Consider the following 16,281-nt stretch of genomic DNA (forward strand, 5'->3'; position numbering starts at 1 on the left):
ACCGTCATCTGGCTGGAGGAAACTCCAACTTGCTAACGTCATAGCCTAGGGTTCGAGCCTTCCTTACCATGATCGATAGCTTGTGTCTGGTTGGGGGCCGGCGCGCGTATATCCAAAGATTCTTAAGCTGTGGGTCGGCGCTGATGAACCAGCTCTTATCTGGAGATATATACAAGACCCAATAGTTGAACGTTATAAAGAGGGGGTATCGCACGCGAAGCTTGGCGCGCGTGGTGTCGGCGTCCAAGAGGCGGCCCTTGCCTCTAACCGTCTTGAGTTTGCCGGACGGTGTCCCGGCGTGGCAGCCGTCGAGGACCTCGATCTCTTTCGGGCTTTTGCCTGCGCGATAGGTTGTAAAACCAGCAACACAGCCGTCGGTAATGAACATCGGTCTACGAGCAATCTCCAGCCATGTGCCTCTATAGTGGTCGACCGGGACCTTCGCGACATTAGGCTCGGCGGACAGCGGGACGGGCCCGAGCATGCCCAAGATCGAGATGCAGAACGCTGCCAAACGCATTTTCATTGTAGCCTCTGGTTCTATGGCTCTCGATATCTATTACGCTGCGCCCTGACTTTTGGATCGTTCAGCGCCATGCAAATTTGTCGAGCGTGCAAGGTGTTTATGGGACCGCGATGGTCGCAAGTTGAGTAAACCTTGAACGGCGACCTTGGATCGACGAGACCCAAGGTTGTGAGACGATCTTTATCGGCAGAGCCTTCGGGCGGCTTCTCGGCCGCGCGGCGCCGAAGGCCGGAAAAGCCGAGGATCAGAACCGACGATCTAGCCCTTTTCAGCCTCATCCGCGGGCTCGATATGCCTCCGTGTCGCATCGGCAGGGGCGTTCTGGTCATCACAATGCGCCACCTACAATTGTTGGGGGTGGGCTCTTCGAGAGCGCAGACGGTTGGGGCTTTCGGCCGTTACCACGCCAGCATGCCTCGCGCGCATTGGCCGACATCGGAAGGTGCGCAACCGATTCGGCCCAGAGAGCGTCTATCCGATCGATCTCAGCTTCGCTGAACTCGGCCGTGCGTTCCCAGTAGCGGCCATCCTCTACGAAGTAGCCAAGATTGGTCTCACGCGATTGCGCGAGCGATGCGGCATCGAAATCAATCCGCCCTGCGAAGGCCGCGCGAAGTGCATCGATACGTCGAGCGTTCAGGCGGGCGAGAACCTCAGGCTTGACGCGGGGGAAAACCAGGCGGCTTTCGGGCAGGCTGGAAAGATTGAGGCAAATTGCACCTCCACGCAAAGCCTTTACAAAGAGCCGTCCCGACTTTGCTTCGAGGCTCCGCAATGTGATGTCCCGCCGAAGCGGGTCTGCTGTGCCCTTGCCGTAAAAATGCGTGTGGCCCGTCTTGGGGTAGATCATATCGCAGCCGAGAAAAGCCATGACGTCGGGCTTCAGCGCGTGAAGTGCCCAATAGGCCGCGGTGAATGCCATGGTTCCGCCGGCATAGACGAAACCGCCGAATGCATTTTGCGCAGGCACGAATTCGTCCGACTTCACGATCGAGGCGAAAGGCGATTGCGCCGTAGGCAGACGATCGTCGGGAAAATCGTCGGGATAGATGAGGTAGTCCCAGTCCGTGCGGATAGCCCAGGCGTTGTTTATGGCCACAATGAATCTGAACGGTGAGCGCTCCCATGAACGACTGGCAACCGCATCGGGTGCGCTTCCGAGTATCAGAACAATCCTGGGCGCCTGGCCGGCAGTGTGCATTTTTCACCAGCGACGTTGTAGTTGCGTTGCGTGTACGTTCTTACGCAAGATATTCGCGTTTGGATCTTCGACGCCGTGTAATTCCTCAGCGCGTCAGTCTCTAACACGAGCAGGCAAGCAGGGGATAACTGCGGACAAACGCGAGGGCTTCACCGAAATGGCGGTCATGGCCCGTTTTACAGTTTACAAATATGCTTTAAATGGTCGCGACGCTCGACTTGTCTGACAAGATCGTCGGCGCGCGCGCAAGCCAGCGTCCGGTCTGGCCGCCTGCGAGCGTCCCGGGAGAGATCCAAGGCTGAAGGCTGGGCCGCGGATTTTTGCTCCGATGAAGCTAAGCCCGCTGCAGCAAAGCTGAATGAAATTTTATCGTCGGTCCGACCGTCCTAAGCTTCCTTTGATCTTGGACAAAGAATCTATGGTGAAAAATGATTTAAAATGCCTGTGTATTATCGGTAAGGAATAGAACCAGATGAAAGTTCTCATCGTCGTTTCGATTGGCTTGGCGCTTGCCGGCTGCGTCAACGAGAGTCGCTACGTCTCCGTCCCCGGTCATGCCTACAAGACCGAACCCGGGTGCAAGCGCCACGAAGCCCCTTCAAAGTTTGATCCCAACTGCGATTGTCCCGTGAAAGGATACAAAGGCTTCAAGCAGCCGATACCGTGTCCGCTGTGATACAAGTTGGGAATCGCGGCGCGGATGCAGATGGTAGCTCGCAATTTCCCAGCCTCAGTCTCGCTCGACGATTTGAGGATGATGCGGAGGGTTTTCAACGGGCTGCGCAGATGCGCTCGAACTCGCCGAAGCTACGGAAGTCTAACCGGGTGCGGCTCCATGTCGGAGTGGAGCCGTGGAAGCTATGCGCCTCCAAGTCGGCCATTCAGGGCATCTTGACGGCTATTCCACAACAGACGTCATCGACGGCAAATCTCGAATGGACCGACGAGCCCGGAAATGCTCTTTTAAGCCCATACCAATCGGGGCAGCGCGTCCGGGAGAGGACAATGTTGAAGGGTATTGATCGAACATTGTCGGCTGAAATGCTGATGGTCCTCATGTCAATGGGCCATGGAGACGAGGTTCTGGTCTGCGACGTAAATCACCCCGCCGTCACGATCGCCAAGGAAACCACCTATGGAAAACTCGTCGACATGCCTGGCTGCGACATCCCGCGTGCTGTCGAAGCCATCCTCTCGCTGATGCCTTTGGACACCTTCGTGGCACAACCGGTCAAACGCATGAAGGTCGTTGATAAGCCGGACCAGGTGATGCCGATCCACCAGCGGGTGCAGGAACTGGTCGATCGCCTTGAGGGAAGGGCGGTGCCCTTTGAAGCGCTTGAACGATTCGATTTCTATGCCGCTGCACGGGCAAGCTTTGCCGTCGTCCGAACGTCGGACCCCGGCCCTTACGGGTGCTTCATCCTTCGCAAGGGCGTCGTTTAGCCCGCAACTTTCGCCACTTGAGTACCATGTCGGCTGCAATCTCCCGATTTGCGGTTACCTTGAGGGTAGTACCGAGAAATCAAATCGCCACAACTTGACAGCTTCACAACTTTTGTATTTTTTGTGATGTTATAAGAAGGCGACCGAAATGATTGCTCCGCGTTTTGCCACTCGTTTGAACTCCTTCGGCTCTGCTCCGCAATTGTTCTGGCCCGACCTGACGGTAAAGCCGAGCATGATGCAGATGGTTCAAAGGGCGGCTACCGTCAGAGGTTTGACGGATCTGGATCTGAATTATCCCGACCATGTCAGCGGCAAACCCAAAGCATTGGGGCAGCGCATTGTTGACCTTGGCCTCAATATCAATGGCTTGGCCATGCGCTATTACACGAACCCGGGCTTTAAGAGAGGTGCCTTCACAAATCCTGACGAATCTGTAAGGCGCGAGGCAATCGATCTCACCAAGCGCGGGATAGATGCCGCGCGCGAGATGGGTGTTCATCTCATGACTGTGTGGCTTGGCCAGGATGGGTTCGACTATAATTTCCAGCTCGACTACAAGCAGGCTTGGGACTGGGAGATCGAAGGCATTCGCGAGGTCGCGGAGCACGATCCAGAATGTCAGATTAGCATCGAGTATAAGCCGGACGAGCCTCGCGCGCACAGCCTACTGCGCGATGCCGTGACCACGCTGTTGGCGATCACGGAAGCCGGGGCACCGAACCTTGGCGTCACGATGGATTTTGCCCATTCGCTTTATGCCGGCGAACAACCGGCATTTGCCTCGCATCTCATCCATCGCCGCAGCAAGCTGCTCGGTGTCCATCTGAATGACGCCTACGCCAAGCGTGATGACGGCCTGATGGTCGGTTCCGTGCATCTCCGCTCGACGCTCGAGTTGCTGCGCCAGATCCGACATGACGGCTATAGCGGCGCGCTCTATTTCGACACCTTTCCGGATGTCAGCGGGCTCGATCCCGTCGCGGAATGCGAAGCCAATATCGCCACGGTCAACCGCTTGCTCGCTATCGTCGACCGTCTCGACGGCAACAACCAGCTGGGAGTTGCCATGGCGAGCCAGGATGCGGTCGCCAGCCAGAGAATCGTCAACACGGCATTGATCGGCAGCGCCTGACCGAACGTTCGCTCGCCGGCGGCGTAGTGACCGGCTCAGGCGGGAGGAAGTCTGAGGTCCTTACGCATGAAGTCCCTTTTTGCCGGCTGCGCCTTTGCGCGTCCGAGAAACATGTTCTGTGCGACAGTGAGATCGGGGACGTGTTGCAGTTCCTGTGGATCATCACGATGCCGGCCCGTGCCGCAGCAATCGGGCCCTGGCCGACGACTCGAACCCGATCGATCTCAACGTGACCTGAAGAGGGAGGGAAGACTCCGTAGAGGATGTTCGGCAGTGTCGACTTGCCGGCGCCGTTTGCTCGATCGTTCGCACACTGCTCGGAACGTTTATCCTTGGCAGCCTCCGCAGCAGCCTCACCCTGTTGAATGCCCAAGCGTTCTACCAACTTCTCTCCGCTGGCACTATCATCCCCGTAGCGATGCTGATGATCGCGCGACGAGAGGCCGAGAATGAATATCTCCTTCAATGATCCAAGGACGGTGGGGCCACGCATCAGGATGATGATGCCCCATCTCACACCTCTGGAAGCCCGCGTGGTCGACATGATTCTCGGACGACGGGACTTCGATGCGGCGACGCCGTTGAAGACGATAGCCGACGACGCGGGTGTCTCGGAGGCGATGATCATCAAGATAGTCAAGAAGCTCGGCTTCACAGGCTTCAGGGATTTTCGCAGTGCCCTCGACGACTACAATCGCCTGCCGACTGCCGAATTGCACCAGGAGCTTTCTCCCGAAGATACAGGCCTGGAGATCGCACAGAAGGTCTTTCGGACGTCGATTCATGCGATTGAAGAGACCCTGTCAATTTTCGACCCCGCAGCCTTCGAGCGTGCGGCTGAACTGATCTTCAACGCAAGGCAGCGCGACCTTTACGGCATAGGTGGCTCAGCACAGATCGCCAGGGACGTTTCTCACAAGCTGCTACGCATCGGCGTGCGTACCAGCGTGTTCGACGACGCGCACATGATGCTGATGTCGGCTGCGCTATTGTCGGATGGCGATGTCGCGATCGGCTTCTCTCATTCTGGCACCACTACCGCCGTCATCGAACCGCTGGAACTCGCGCGCAAGAATGGCGCTCGCATCATCGGTCTCACCAACTATGCCGGTTCGCCGATAGCCTCGATTGCGGATGTCGTGCTGTGTTCGACGGCACAGGGTTCTCCGCTGCTTGGCGAGAACGCAGCGGCCCGCATCGCTCAGTTGGTGGTCTTCGACGCCGTGTTCGCGGCTGTTGCGCAGCGCGACCTCGCAGCCGCGGAAAGAAACCTGGCGGCGACGATGGGCGCGGTAACAAGCAAACGGCGGCAAACATGACGGACATGCCAATCGTCGTCGTGGTCGGCAGCCTCCACTACGACATCATGGTCGACGCACCCCACCTCCCGCGAAAGGGCGAGACGGTCACCGGCTATAGCTGGCGACCAAAGTTTGGTGGCAAGGGAGGCAACCAGGCCGTGGCAGCCGCTAAGGCTGGTGCTCAGGTCCGGTTTTCGGGCGCGGTGGGTGATGACGATTTCGGCCGGTTCCTGCTGACAGCATTGGAACAAGGTAATGTCGATATCTCGAAGGTTGCGCGTCTTGCCGATACAGCCTCCGGCATGAGCGTCGCCATCTTGGATGAAGGCGGGGACTACGGGGCGGTGATCGTCTCTGGAGCCAATCTCCAGGTAGATCCCAAGGCAGTGACGCATGCAGAGATATGGCGAGGCGCGCGCGTACTCATCCTGCAGAACGAAATGCCGGAGGCCATCAACATTGCTGCGGCTCGTGCCGCACGGGCTGCCGGCGCTGTCGTCTGTGTCAACGCCGCGCCCTATCGTCCAATGGCAGGCGAGTTCACGGAGCTGATCGACGTTCTGATAGTCAACGCCATCGAGGCCGAAGATCTATGCGGGGTGTCGGTTGCGAGTCTGGCCGACGCTGCTTTGGCCGCTGAAGCCATGTCGGGATCATTCGCCACGGTGATCGTGACTGCAGGCGGCAGTGGCGTGGTTGGGTTGAAGCGTGGCGAGGCTTTGGTCAGCCTGCCTGCACTGCCCGTGAAATTGGTAAGCACCCATGGTGCCGGAGACGTGTTCGTCGGCACGTTGGCAGCAGGACTGGCGACCGGTCTTTCCTTCTCGGCCTCTGTCGGCGCTGCAAACCATGCCGCAGCACGTCACGTGTCGGAGATGCCGCAGAGTCCCGAATAGGGCAGGAGCTGCGAAACACTGTGAGCTCTCGCCAAGCATACGCAGGCAGCGCGCCTCGATCCCGTGCCGCAGCGCCTCCACAAACAGATGGAATGTCGGCCTCCGTGGCGCTGTTGATTGGAACGAGGACACTATGGACCAGGCGACCGCCGAACTCGCCTCGGAGGCCACAGGGCAACAACCATTCGCTGTGACGTTGCGGATGGCGCACAGGCTGAGGCGATCCGAGCGGCCGGCGCTGGCAAGGAACCTCGTAAGCCTCCGGGGATTAGGGACGCAGGAGGTGCGTGATGCCGTCCTCTGCTATCCGCAACACCCACTACGATCCGTCGACGAAAATTCTTTCGATATGGTTCGTCCCAAGCGGCGACCGCTATGAGTACGCGGACGTGGAGCCGCGAACATATCTGGCATTCAAGGCTGCCATGTCGAAAGGGCGATTCTTCAACGAACACATCCGAGACCGCTACAGCTTCCGGCTTGTCGAGCATGGCAACAGACCTCAAGAACGATCAGCTTGAACGGCTCCCGCGTCCGTCGCCAAACCGCGCCAGCGGCCGCTCGCGCATTCTCGCCAGCGGGCTGCGCAACCCCAACGGCCTGTCGTTTGAGCCCGAGAGCAACGCGCTTCGTGCCGTTCAGCGGCGGCCATCCGAACGGCATCGCGCAGGACGTCATAACAGGTTTCCTCAACGACAAGGGCGAGGGGCCGTCCGGTCGGTGTTGCCGTAGACAAGTCCGGCGTGCTGCTCATCGCCGACGACGTGGGGAATACCGTGTGGCGGGTGACGGCCGCGGCTCCGCCTTCGTGAAGAGCTGTTGGGGGCGCCGCATCGGCAGCGTTCGACCCCGCTCAGCCTTCGTCTTTGGTCTTCCGGGCTTCCTCCTTGGCCTTCGCTTTCCCGTGCTCTTTGGCCAAGTCTTTTGCCTGATTTGGGGAAACGTCGGTTTGCTCAGCTATCCGCAGGGCTTCCTTGTCCGAAATGCGATGATCTTTCGAAGGGGTGTTGGCCATAACAAGCTCCATGGCGTTGATGGTGATAAGCGCGTTCCCAAAGCGAACCTTCAGATGACGCTTATGTTCCATGCTGCTGCAGATCGCCTCGGACGGTGCCGGCTGCGGTAGACAGACAACTGGTCGCGATTCCCTCGAGCCCGCGATGGAACCTGCGCTTCGCCAGCAGGTTGTTCCATCAGGCAATCCAAGAAGCAGGTATTCGAGATGGCGAACGAAGTCCCGACAAACGAAGCCCGACAGGGTCGAACCGGCACTCATGTGCTGTACATCCTCATCGGAGGTTTGCTCTTGGCCGGCGTCGCGTGGGGCATTGCCGAACTATATGGAGAGCATGCTAAATCTCCGTCGACGCAGCGCCCCGCCCAAAGTTCAACTGCACCGGCTTCCGACACATCATCCGACCCGGCAACGTCAAAGACCGACACTGTCAACGGCCAGCCGGCAGATCAAAGTACCCAGGTGGACAAGAATCCGACGCCTCAGTCCACGACAGGTGGAGATCAGCCGCGCACGCAGTCCTCGCAGCGTGCATCGCCTTGAGGTGATGAGCCTTGAGACGCCATTGGCGCCAAGTTAGGCGCGACGCACTATTGCGCCCCATCTCACTCGGCGCCGCATTGGATTTATTGAGCCGCAAGTGTCTCCACATCTAAATCTCGTCAAACCGGCTGCCCTCTCTGGAGGAATCCCGAGATAAAGCACGCTCTTCCTCATCGTCAGGAAGGGCATCGTCGCTCTCCTGGAAGGGGTTGTCGTCATCTTCTTCCGCAAGCTCTCCCTCGGCAGGGTCTTGTAAATCACCGTTGATAGTGACGGGCGGGATTCTGGTACCCCCGAGGACATCCCAATCCTGTTCCTTTATAATTGGTGCTCCGGTTTCGTCCTGCTTTGCAGGCCGCTGTTTGTCGCTCGGGCCCATGACTTTCTCCTTGCTCAGCCTCGACTGAGAACCGTTAGCGAGGAGAGAGGTTCCAGTTCGCGCGCCATGTTCGCATGGAACGGCATCGCGCTTTGCGGCTTATCGTGCGCAACCGGAAGTTCTCATGTCTCGCAAACTCGATCTCAGAAGCGGCACTCCAGTCTGGTCGGCCTATCGATCTCCCTCAGTGCCGGCGGATCGCCTGACCCGAGATGTGAAGACCGATGTCCTGATCGTCGGCATGGGTATCAGCGGAGCCATGATGGCCGAAGCCCTTGCCCGCGATGGCCACTCCATGATTTGCATCGATAGGCGCGGGCCGCTGAGAGGATCGACCGCAGCCACGACGGCGCTCGTCCAGTTCGAGATCGATCAACCGCTCATCAGGCTGGCCAGGATGATCGGAAGCGATGCCGCTCGACAGGCTTGGCGGCGCTCGCAACTGTCGTTGCTCAACCTGGGCGGACGCATTGCCGAACTCGAAATCCGCTGTCGATCGGCAAGCACCCCCTCGCTTTATCTGGCCGGCAACAAGCTCGATGCGTCGGACTTGCGCCGCGAGGCGGAAGCACGACGCGAGGCGGGAATCGGAGCGTCCATCCTGACACGCCAGCGCCTTAAAGAGACTTTCGGGATTGATCGCGCCGCGGCGATTCTGAGCCACGGCAATCTGGTGCTCGATCCCCGCAAACTGACTTCCGGACTGCTGAACACGGCCCTGCGGCGCGGAGCGCGTTTCTATGCGCCGGTGGAAGCGACTGCGGTCGAGGACAACCGGCTGGGCGTGACGGTGGCTACCCGAGATGGTCCTCTTATCCGGGCTCGCCATCTTGTTCTCACGACCGGATACGAACTGCTCGATATCGTGCCGAATACCGCCCATCGCATCATCTCGACATGGGCGATCGCGACGCGACCTCAGCCCAAAAAGCTCTGGCCGCTTGCCGCCATGATCTGGGAGGCGTCGGATCCGTACCTTTATGTCCGTGCCACATCCGACGGCCGCGTGATCTGCGGTGGTGAGGACGAGGAGTTCACCGACGAAGAACGGCGCGATGCTTTGACCGCGCAAAAGACGGATCGCCTCGAGGAGAAACTCGGTGAGATGTTCCCCCAACTCGACGCGGCGGCTGAATTCGCGTGGAGCGGTTCTTTCGGAGCCACAAGCACCGGACTGCCCATCATAGGCACTGTGCCTGGGCATCCGCGCGTGCATGCGGTGATGGGCTATGGCGGCAACGGAATTACTTTTTCACAGATCGCATCCGAGATTGTCTCGGCCTCCATCGCCGGCAGTGATGATGCGGACGCAAGTCTGTTCACCTTCGCCACATGACGGCTTCAGGCCGTTGCCAGGGGGCTATTCGATCTGTTCGAATGTGCATTGTTGCGGCGCCTTGTCGGGTCGCCAGCGCAGGAGCCTCGTGCCGTGCCGGAAACGGTCGCCGGTGACGTGGTCGAAGCGCACTTCGACGACCAGTTCCGGCCTCACCGGCTCCCAGTCGCCGCTCCGCTCCGTGCTCCATCGGCTAGGGCCACCCGGCGCCTTGCCGGTGAAGCCCGATCCTCCGCGCAGCTTCTCGAGTTTCGTGGTCAGAGCGGCGCGCTCGTCGTTGGGAATAGTCGAGGTGAAACCTACGTGGTCGAGCATCCCGCTACCGTCGTAGAGGCCGAGCAAGAGCGAGCCCACCTGCCGCTTGCCGTTCAGGTAGCGGAAACCGCCGACCACGCAGTCGGCAGTGCGCAGCCGCTTGACCTTGACCATGGCGCGCTCGCCCGGACGATAGTGGCCGTTGAGCAGTTTGGCGACCACGCCGTCCGTCGCCCCGTGGCCGGCGCGCTGCAGCCATTGCCGGGCGGTGGCGACTTCGATGGTGGACGGCGAGAGCCGCAACCCATCAGCCGCCGCCCTTGCCACCATAGCTTCCAACGCCTTGCGTCGATCGCCCAAGGGCTGTTCCAGCATGATCTTGCCGCCCGGCGCAACAAGCATGTCGAACAGGATCAGCCGTGCCGGCGTCTCGACGCTCAGCTTACGGATGCGGCTTTGCGCGGGATGCAGCCGCATCTGCAGCGCCTCGAAGGAGGCGCTGCCATCAATCTCGATGACTATCTCGCCGTCGACGACAAAGTCTTTGGCGCGCAAACCTTCCAGCGTCGCGACCAACTCGGGAAAATACCGGCCAAGCGGCTTGCCGGACTTCGCCCTGAGATCGATGATTTTGCGATCCTTGAAGGCAAGGCAGCGGAACCCATCCCATTTCGGCTCATAAAGCCAGGGACCATCTTGCTCCGGCAGGATTTCAGCGGTTCGCGCTTCCATCGGAGACGTATCCAACGGCAGCGGAAAATCGTCGTTTCGCGCCGTCACCATCGTTCTTCCGTGTCACGATGCGACAGGTCGATGCCGCCTTGCTCCGGCAGGATTTCAGCGGTTCGCGCTTCCATCGGAGACGTATCCAACGGCAGCGGAAAATCGTGGTTTCGCGCCGTCACCATCGTTCTTCCGTGTCACGATGCGACAGGTCGATGCCGCAGCAAACCCTGCCGAGCCGATGCGAGGAACCGTAATTGTGTCGAGGTTCAAGCTTGGTCGGATCGTCGAAGGTCCCGACATGCATCGCTACTTCGTCGGGGTTTGCATCATAGCCAAGCGTCAGCGGCGTGCCAGATCCGAGAGCATCCTGTCGGTGGAGGATTCCTCCCCGGCCGTCGGTGAGCGCGAAAGCGGTAAGCGACATCATATCTTCCTGTTGGGGTTCGAGACGAGGAGAAGGCAGCGCAGCGCATAGTGGTGCCTACCGCCGCCGCTAAGTGTCCAACCGCGAGCGCTCCGATATGTTCCTGCGCTTGTCGCGCACTTTCTCGATCTCTTCCGGTTCCTTCTCGTCGATTCCCGCGACCGCGTCGCTCGCCGTTCGACTTGATGTGATCAACTCGTCCAGCTTTGCTTGCAGAGCTTGCGTGTCACGGTGCTCGGCTCGCTGGATCAGCAGTGTCATCGCCCAGGTCGCGAGGGTCGCGATGCCGTGCCAGTCGAGGGTCTCCCGCTCGAAGATGAGCCAGGCCCCAGTGAAGCCGGCCAGCACAAGAAATGCCGACGGTCTCGCCGTCAACGTTCCAATGTTGGTGAGAGCTTCGCGTATCCGGTATCTTGCCATTCCTTCGAACGGCGGTTCCGTTCCATAGGTTCCCGTCGAGCTCGCACGACATGTCGCTGCTGCCGATAATTCCTGCTTCGCCCTCGCCACAATTGGGAAGCGTACAGGCGCAGAGTTGCCGCCCAACTCTTGCGCCGAACGCATTTCCGCTTGCGGAAGAAACACCCCGCTTTGAGGGCGCCGGGGCGATATCGATGCCGCTGGCGCGGAAGCAAGGCGTGATCGTTCACGAGCCGCACTTACGGGTGGTCGAAACCTCGCACGCTCGCCATGGTCCTGGTCAACAGCGCCGCGGTCTGCGTGCCGGCCAAACCGATGTCTCGGACACTGCTCATGTGGTTGGCTGCCACAAGCTTGGTTTGGGATGCGCTTAGCCTTTGCCGTTGGAGACTATCCGTGAAGGCAGCGGCCTGGCGATGGAAAGGCAGAGTTTCGTCGGACCCGACCGCGATCTCGACATGGACGGAGGGATCGAAGCGATGGCTGATTGGTGAGTACAGCTCGACTTCTTCGTCGGTGATTGCGATCTCGCTGGCGAGAAACGATGTCTGTAGCGGCTTCAAATCGTAAATGCCGCCCAGCAGGAGTGCGGCTTTGATGCCTGAAGGTCGGATGTCGTCATCGAAAAGCATCGCTGCGAGGTGGGCGCCGGCAGAATGCCCGCTAACGGTCAACATGGCAGGGTCGCCGCCGTGGCTCGCGATATGTTCAGCAACCCATCGTCTGGCGCGACGTATCTGGTCGACGATCGCAGCCATTCTCACTGCCGGCATCAGGGCATAGCCCAGGATGATCGCTATCGCGCCTGCCTTTGTTACAGTCTCGGCGACATAGGAATAGTCGCTTTTCGAGAACATGCGCCAATAGCCGCCGTGAATGAAGATGTGCACCGGCAGCCGATTGCGTCTGCCTTCGGGGAAAAACAGGTCAAGGGTTTCGCGGCGGTCGGCCCCATAAGCCACATCGGCGACCATGGGGATTTTCGCTCTCGTCTCCGCGCTTCTGCGCCGAATCTCGGCGACGATGTCGTCGAACTCCGGGACGTGATCGCGCGTGCGAAACGGATCTTTGTCCATCGGTCTCATCAGATCGTCACGGCTATGTATTTCGCCTCCATGAACTCGGCGATGCCGTGCTTCTGGCCACCCTCGCGCCCTAGTCCGCTCTGCTTGACTCCGCCGAAGGGCGCTGCAGGGTCAGACATCAGGCCGCGGTTGAGCGCGATCATGCCGGACTCGATCTTGGATGCCATGCGCATGCCCTTCGCAAGGTCGCGGGTGTATATATAGGCCGCAAGGCCATACTCGGTAGCATTCGCCTTTTCGATAATCTCCGCTTCGTCCTCGAAGCGGCTGACAGGCGCGACGGGGCCAAATATCTCCTCATGAGCCATCGCGGCGTTTGCTGGAACCTCGCTCAGCACTGTTGGCGGATAGAAGAACCCCCTGTCTAAAGATACGGTGCCGCCGCACATGACTTTTGCCCCTCGGGCGACCGCGTCCTGAACGAGCCTGTCGATCTTGTCCACCGCCTTCCTGGTGATCATCGGCCCACATTCGGTCTCGGCGTCCGTGCCCGGGCCGACTGTCAGCGCCGCCATGCGTTTGCGCAGGCCTTCCACGAACGCCTCATAGATGCCGGCCTGCGCGTAGAGCCTGTTGGCCGCCGTGCAGGCTTCGCCGGCGTTGCGCATCTTGGCAATCATCGCACCGTCCAGCGCCGTCTCGAGATCGGCGTCGTCGAGCACGATGAACGGCGCATTGCCGCCGAGCTCCATCGAACAGGAAATGACGTGTTTCGCGGCCTCCGCAAGAAGCACGCGCCCGACGCCTGTCGAGCCGGTGAAGGAGAGCTTGCGCACCCGTGGGTCGGCCAGCATGGCCGCTGTCACCGGCCCTGGATTCGAAGTGGTGATGACGTTGACGACGCCTGCCGGCACGCCGGCTTCTTCATAGAGGGCCGCGAGCGCATATGCTGTCAGTGGTGTCTCGCTGGCCGGCTTGAGAATGACGGTGCAGCCGGCTGCGAGCGCCGGGGCGATCTTGCGTGTCGCCATCGCGGCGGGGAAATTCCACGGCGTTATCAAAACGCAAATGCCGATGGGCTGGTAGTCGACCACGATCCGGTTCGCGCCTGACGGGGAAAGGTTGTACTCGCCACTGATGCGAACCGCTTCCTCGGCGTTCCAGCGAAAGAACTCGGCCGCATAGGCGACTTCGCCGCGCGCATCACGAAGCGCCTTGCCGTTCTCCAGGGAAATCAATGCCGCCAGGGTCTCGGCTCGCGCGGTCATTAACTCGAAGCAGCGCCGCAGGATCTCGGATCGCCTGCGCGGAGGGGTCTCGCGCCATTTTGTCGCCGCCGCCGCTGCTGCCTCAACCGTGGCTGCGGCATCGGCGAGCGTGGCGTCAGGAACGGCGGCGATCACTGCCTCGGTCGACGGGTCGATCACTTCGATGACGCGGCCGTCGGAGGAGGGGCGCCATTGTCCGCCTATATAGAGTCCATGCGAGAACGCGGTATACTCAGACATGTCGGAATCCTGGTCGAGTGGGTCTATAGAAATGTTCATGGGCTTGGGCTCCATCCCTCACATCGCCACGGGGGAAATATCGCCGTCATAGGCAGCTCTAACCAGGCGCCGCATCGCCTGCAGGTCGAAAGGGCGGGGATTGTTCTTGATCAGGCGGTCGATGCCGAGGGCCTGTTCTGCCGTCCAGTCGATCCTGTCCTCCGGAAGGCCGAGGTCGGCTAGCGTTCGCGTGATGCCGATGGCGCTGAACAGCCTCGCGACTTCCTTGATGGTCGCATCCGCCAGCTGATCGGTGTCCCGGCCTTGCTGCGGCAGGCCAAGAGCAACCCCGATCTCAGCAATCTCCGATGTCGCAGCTGGCAGGTTGTAGCGCATCACGTAAGGCAGCATCGTTGCGACGCCCGCTCCATGCGCAGTGTGCGTGAGCGCGCCGACAGGGTATTGCACGGCATGGGCAGCTGCGGTCCCCGCGGTTCCAAAGGCACAGCCCGCGGCCAACGCGCCCATCATGACGTCGGCGCGAGCCGCTTCGTTGGAGCTGTCACCACAGGCGGTTTCCAGGCTGCGGCCCAGCAGCTTGATCGCCAGAAGCGCGAAATGATCCGTCAATGCGCTCTTGCCGATGAAAACGTGCTTTTGCGGCAAGTCGGCATCGGTGCCTCGTCTTGAAGCGGTGAACGCTTCGATGGCATGGGTCAAGGCGTCGGCGCCGGCGACAGCGGCCAGCGAAGGTGGGCATGTCGAGGTCAGGTCGGGGTCGCAAAGGGCCACCGCCGCGATCAGATGCGGGCTTGAGATGCCGACTTTGAGCGTACGGTCCGGATCGGAGATCACCGCGACCGGGGTGACCTCAGAACCCGTGCCGGCTGTCGTCGGCACGGCGATGAGGGGGAGGGTAGGGCCAGGGACCTTGAACTCGCCATAATAATCCTGGAGCCGTCCGCCGTGGCTGAGCAGCAGCGCGGCGCATTTGGCCATGTCCAGGCAACTGCCGCCACCGATACCGATGACCATGTCCGGCCTGAAGGCCTTCGCTCCGGCTATGCAGCTCGTCACGCTGTCGCGCGGTACATCGGGCAAGGTCTTGTCATAGACCAGGGTCTCGATCGAGGCGGCCTTCAGGCCGGCGAGGATCTCGACAAATTCAGGCGTCCTTGACAGGCGCTCATCCGTGCAGAGGAAGGCCCGACTGCCGTGGCGTGCCGCGATCGCCGGCAGCGCTTTGCGCTGACCTTTGCCGAACAGGATTTCGCGCGGAAGCCGCACGGCTGCAAATAGGGTCATGGGGCGTGGTCCTTTGGAAGTGGGGGACGAAAAGAGGTCGGCCGATATGCAGGGCCGGTCCGTCAGGCCATTCGAATATCCTCGATAAAATCCTATAGGATATAGTATTGAATTGGCCAAAGCATCGTGGTAGGACTTGCCCCTGTCAAGAGGTGACGTATGGAAAATCCGGACCAGATGGTCGATAGCGAGGCCCGCCCGAGTGGCCGCATTCAGCGCGCCAACAGCCTCGCGGGCGACGTCTATGAGGCGATCTTCGCGCAACTGATGTCGCTGAAGATCCCGCCCGGCTCGCGGATCACGGTGGACAGTCTGGTGCGCGAATTCGACGTGTCGCATACGCCGATCCGCGAGGCCCTTGGCCGGCTGGAAGGCGAGGGGCTGGTGATCAAGACCCATCTGATCGGCTTCCGCGCCGCGCCGCAGATCACGCGCCGCCGGTTCGACGAGCTCTATGAACTGCGCTTGCTGCTCGAGCCGGCCGCCGCGGCCAAGGCGACAGCGACGCTGAACGCGGAGCGCCTCGCGATCCTGCAGGAAGCGGCCGGCCTGATGGCCAGGCGAGTCGGCAAGGATGAACGCCTGCGCTATTCCAATTTTGCCAGGCAGGACGCGATCTTCCACGACAAGATCATGGAGTTCGCCCGAAACGAACTCATTCGCGAAACGCTGAGCCACCAGCACACGCATTTCCACATCTTCCGCCTGATGTACCACTCGCGCGTCACCGAAGAGGCGCTGGACGAGCACGAGGCGATCCTCGCGGCCTTCACCTCCGGTGATGCGGATGCGGCCGCGAAGGCCATGCGGGTCCATATCGAGAATTCGCGGGACCGGCTCCTGCCCGCTTTCGAGTAATCC

At 60.5% G+C, this 16,281-nt stretch carries 20 protein-coding genes and 1 pseudogene; 9 read left to right on the forward strand and 12 right to left on the reverse strand.

Going from position 1 to position 16,281, the window contains the following annotated elements:
* Positions 1-4: 4 nt before the first annotated feature.
* Both ACR64R_RS00495 and ACR64R_RS00500 read right to left on the reverse strand, forming a co-directional pair.
* Positions 5-520 (reverse strand): lipocalin family protein, encoded by a 516-nt coding sequence (locus tag ACR64R_RS00495; RefSeq protein ID WP_487362585.1) that lies wholly within the window; start codon positions 518-520, stop codon positions 5-7.
* A 334-nt stretch (positions 521-854) separates the two neighbouring features.
* On the reverse strand, positions 855-1,727 hold the full coding sequence (locus ACR64R_RS00500; protein WP_487359746.1) for a hypothetical protein: 873 nt from the start codon (positions 1,725-1,727) through the stop codon (positions 855-857).
* A gap of 472 nt (positions 1,728-2,199) precedes the next feature.
* Between ACR64R_RS00500 and ACR64R_RS00505 the strand changes: the two genes are divergently transcribed.
* The 3 genes from ACR64R_RS00505 (at position 2,200) to ACR64R_RS00515 (ending at position 4,308) form a co-directional block, all read left to right on the forward strand.
* Positions 2,200-2,403: a hypothetical protein gene (locus ACR64R_RS00505; RefSeq protein WP_487359747.1), complete on the forward strand. Its 204-nt coding sequence runs from the start codon at positions 2,200-2,202 to the stop codon at positions 2,401-2,403.
* Positions 2,404-2,732: 329 nt separating this feature from the next.
* Positions 2,733-3,173 (forward strand): RbsD/FucU family protein, encoded by a 441-nt coding sequence (locus tag ACR64R_RS00510; RefSeq protein ID WP_487359748.1) that lies wholly within the window; start codon positions 2,733-2,735, stop codon positions 3,171-3,173.
* 148 nt (positions 3,174-3,321) lie between these two features.
* On the forward strand, positions 3,322-4,308 hold the full coding sequence (locus ACR64R_RS00515) for a sugar phosphate isomerase/epimerase family protein (protein ID WP_487359749.1): 987 nt from the start codon (positions 3,322-3,324) through the stop codon (positions 4,306-4,308).
* Here ACR64R_RS00515 and ACR64R_RS00520 read toward each other — a convergent pair.
* Complete coding sequence (locus tag ACR64R_RS00520) at positions 4,280-4,852, reverse strand: ATP-binding cassette domain-containing protein (RefSeq protein WP_487359750.1); 573 nt, start codon at positions 4,850-4,852, stop codon at positions 4,280-4,282. The two genes, ACR64R_RS00515 and ACR64R_RS00520, sit on opposite strands and share 29 nt — an antisense overlap.
* On the opposite strand from ACR64R_RS00520, the gene ACR64R_RS00525 reads away from it, so the two are divergent.
* The 4 genes and pseudogenes from ACR64R_RS00525 to ACR64R_RS00540 all read left to right on the forward strand — a co-directional run.
* Positions 4,758-5,627: a MurR/RpiR family transcriptional regulator gene (locus tag ACR64R_RS00525; RefSeq protein WP_487359751.1), complete on the forward strand. Its 870-nt coding sequence runs from the start codon at positions 4,758-4,760 to the stop codon at positions 5,625-5,627. The two genes, ACR64R_RS00520 and ACR64R_RS00525, sit on opposite strands and share 95 nt — an antisense overlap.
* Positions 5,624-6,505 (forward strand): PfkB family carbohydrate kinase, encoded by an 882-nt coding sequence (locus ACR64R_RS00530; protein WP_487359752.1) that lies wholly within the window; start codon positions 5,624-5,626, stop codon positions 6,503-6,505. The genes ACR64R_RS00525 and ACR64R_RS00530 overlap by 4 nt, the downstream gene beginning before the upstream one ends.
* A gap of 290 nt (positions 6,506-6,795) precedes the next feature.
* Positions 6,796-7,026 (forward strand): KTSC domain-containing protein, encoded by a 231-nt coding sequence (locus ACR64R_RS00535; protein WP_487359753.1) that lies wholly within the window; start codon positions 6,796-6,798, stop codon positions 7,024-7,026.
* A 107-nt stretch (positions 7,027-7,133) separates the two neighbouring features.
* A pseudogene (locus tag ACR64R_RS00540) lies at positions 7,134-7,317 on the forward strand (PQQ-dependent sugar dehydrogenase); the annotation flags it as partial.
* Between the two features lie 41 nt (positions 7,318-7,358).
* On the opposite strand, the gene ACR64R_RS00545 reads toward ACR64R_RS00540, so the two are convergent.
* Together ACR64R_RS00545 and ACR64R_RS00550 are read right to left on the reverse strand one after the other, a co-directional pair.
* Entirely contained in the window at positions 7,359-7,781 is a 423-nt protein-coding gene (locus ACR64R_RS00545) for a hypothetical protein (protein ID WP_487359754.1), read from the reverse strand.
* A gap of 391 nt (positions 7,782-8,172) precedes the next feature.
* Positions 8,173-8,442, reverse strand: a complete 270-nt coding sequence (locus ACR64R_RS00550; protein WP_487359755.1) for a hypothetical protein — start codon at positions 8,440-8,442, stop codon at positions 8,173-8,175.
* Between the two features lie 124 nt (positions 8,443-8,566).
* On the opposite strand from ACR64R_RS00550, the gene ACR64R_RS00555 reads away from it, so the two are divergent.
* Entirely contained in the window at positions 8,567-9,778 is a 1,212-nt protein-coding gene (locus ACR64R_RS00555) for an NAD(P)/FAD-dependent oxidoreductase (protein WP_487359756.1), read from the forward strand.
* A 24-nt stretch (positions 9,779-9,802) separates the two neighbouring features.
* Here ACR64R_RS00555 and ACR64R_RS00560 read toward each other — a convergent pair whose 3' ends face one another.
* From ACR64R_RS00560 to ACR64R_RS00590, 7 genes are all read right to left on the reverse strand, one after another.
* Entirely contained in the window at positions 9,803-10,816 is a 1,014-nt protein-coding gene (locus tag ACR64R_RS00560) for an ATP-dependent DNA ligase (RefSeq protein WP_487359757.1), read from the reverse strand.
* A complete protein-coding gene (locus tag ACR64R_RS00565; protein ID WP_487359758.1) occupies positions 10,810-10,941 on the reverse strand; it encodes a hypothetical protein in 132 nt (43 codons plus the stop codon). Before ACR64R_RS00565 ends, ACR64R_RS00560 begins: the two co-directional genes overlap by 7 nt.
* Complete coding sequence (locus ACR64R_RS00570; protein WP_487359759.1) at positions 10,935-11,183, reverse strand: hypothetical protein; 249 nt, start codon at positions 11,181-11,183, stop codon at positions 10,935-10,937. Before ACR64R_RS00570 ends, ACR64R_RS00565 begins: the two co-directional genes overlap by 7 nt.
* Positions 11,184-11,252: 69 nt before the next feature.
* The gene (locus tag ACR64R_RS00575) at positions 11,253-11,531 is read right to left on the reverse strand and encodes a low affinity iron permease family protein (RefSeq protein ID WP_487359760.1); all 279 of its coding nucleotides are present in this window, start codon (positions 11,529-11,531) and stop codon (positions 11,253-11,255) included.
* 311 nt (positions 11,532-11,842) lie between these two features.
* Positions 11,843-12,679 carry an alpha/beta hydrolase gene (locus ACR64R_RS00580; RefSeq protein WP_487359761.1) on the reverse strand — a complete coding sequence of 279 codons (837 nt, stop codon included), beginning with the start codon at positions 12,677-12,679 and terminating at the stop codon, positions 11,843-11,845.
* Between the two features lie 8 nt (positions 12,680-12,687).
* The gene (locus tag ACR64R_RS00585) at positions 12,688-14,175 is read right to left on the reverse strand and encodes an NAD-dependent succinate-semialdehyde dehydrogenase (protein ID WP_487359762.1); all 1,488 of its coding nucleotides are present in this window, start codon (positions 14,173-14,175) and stop codon (positions 12,688-12,690) included.
* An 18-nt stretch (positions 14,176-14,193) separates the two neighbouring features.
* Entirely contained in the window at positions 14,194-15,420 is a 1,227-nt protein-coding gene (locus ACR64R_RS00590; protein ID WP_487359763.1) for an iron-containing alcohol dehydrogenase, read from the reverse strand.
* Positions 15,421-15,579: 159 nt separating this feature from the next.
* Between ACR64R_RS00590 and ACR64R_RS00595 the strand changes: the two genes are divergently transcribed.
* Positions 15,580-16,278, forward strand: a complete 699-nt coding sequence (locus tag ACR64R_RS00595) for a GntR family transcriptional regulator (protein WP_487359764.1) — start codon at positions 15,580-15,582, stop codon at positions 16,276-16,278.
* Positions 16,279-16,281 lie beyond the last annotated feature (3 nt).

This window comes from Mesorhizobium sp. MC2-1-1 (assembly GCF_057597255.1).

Coding starts and splice junctions, on each gene's coding strand:
- ACR64R_RS00535 (WP_487359753.1), top strand. CDS start 6,796: ATGCCGTCCTCTGCTATCCGCAACACCCACTACGATCCGTCGACGAAA.
- ACR64R_RS00595 (WP_487359764.1), top strand. CDS start 15,580: ATGGAAAATCCGGACCAGATGGTCGATAGCGAGGCCCGCCCGAGTGGC.
- ACR64R_RS00510 (WP_487359748.1), top strand. CDS start 2,733: ATGTTGAAGGGTATTGATCGAACATTGTCGGCTGAAATGCTGATGGTC.
- ACR64R_RS00550 (WP_487359755.1), bottom strand. CDS start 8,442: ATGGGCCCGAGCGACAAACAGCGGCCTGCAAAGCAGGACGAAACCGGA.
- ACR64R_RS00570 (WP_487359759.1), bottom strand. CDS start 11,183: ATGTCGCTTACCGCTTTCGCGCTCACCGACGGCCGGGGAGGAATCCTC.
- ACR64R_RS00505 (WP_487359747.1), top strand. CDS start 2,200: ATGAAAGTTCTCATCGTCGTTTCGATTGGCTTGGCGCTTGCCGGCTGC.
- ACR64R_RS00515 (WP_487359749.1), top strand. CDS start 3,322: ATGATTGCTCCGCGTTTTGCCACTCGTTTGAACTCCTTCGGCTCTGCT.
- ACR64R_RS00590 (WP_487359763.1), bottom strand. CDS start 15,420: ATGACCCTATTTGCAGCCGTGCGGCTTCCGCGCGAAATCCTGTTCGGC.
- ACR64R_RS00525 (WP_487359751.1), top strand. CDS start 4,758: ATGAATATCTCCTTCAATGATCCAAGGACGGTGGGGCCACGCATCAGG.
- ACR64R_RS00580 (WP_487359761.1), bottom strand. CDS start 12,679: ATGGACAAAGATCCGTTTCGCACGCGCGATCACGTCCCGGAGTTCGAC.
- ACR64R_RS00555 (WP_487359756.1), top strand. CDS start 8,567: ATGTCTCGCAAACTCGATCTCAGAAGCGGCACTCCAGTCTGGTCGGCC.
- ACR64R_RS00495 (WP_487362585.1), bottom strand. CDS start 520: ATGCGTTTGGCAGCGTTCTGCATCTCGATCTTGGGCATGCTCGGGCCC.
- ACR64R_RS00585 (WP_487359762.1), bottom strand. CDS start 14,175: ATGAACATTTCTATAGACCCACTCGACCAGGATTCCGACATGTCTGAG.
- ACR64R_RS00545 (WP_487359754.1), bottom strand. CDS start 7,781: ATGAGTGCCGGTTCGACCCTGTCGGGCTTCGTTTGTCGGGACTTCGTT.
- ACR64R_RS00500 (WP_487359746.1), bottom strand. CDS start 1,727: ATGCACACTGCCGGCCAGGCGCCCAGGATTGTTCTGATACTCGGAAGC.
- ACR64R_RS00565 (WP_487359758.1), bottom strand. CDS start 10,941: ATGGTGACGGCGCGAAACCACGATTTTCCGCTGCCGTTGGATACGTCT.
- ACR64R_RS00560 (WP_487359757.1), bottom strand. CDS start 10,816: ATGGTGACGGCGCGAAACGACGATTTTCCGCTGCCGTTGGATACGTCT.
- ACR64R_RS00520 (WP_487359750.1), bottom strand. CDS start 4,852: ATGTCGACCACGCGGGCTTCCAGAGGTGTGAGATGGGGCATCATCATC.
- ACR64R_RS00530 (WP_487359752.1), top strand. CDS start 5,624: ATGACGGACATGCCAATCGTCGTCGTGGTCGGCAGCCTCCACTACGAC.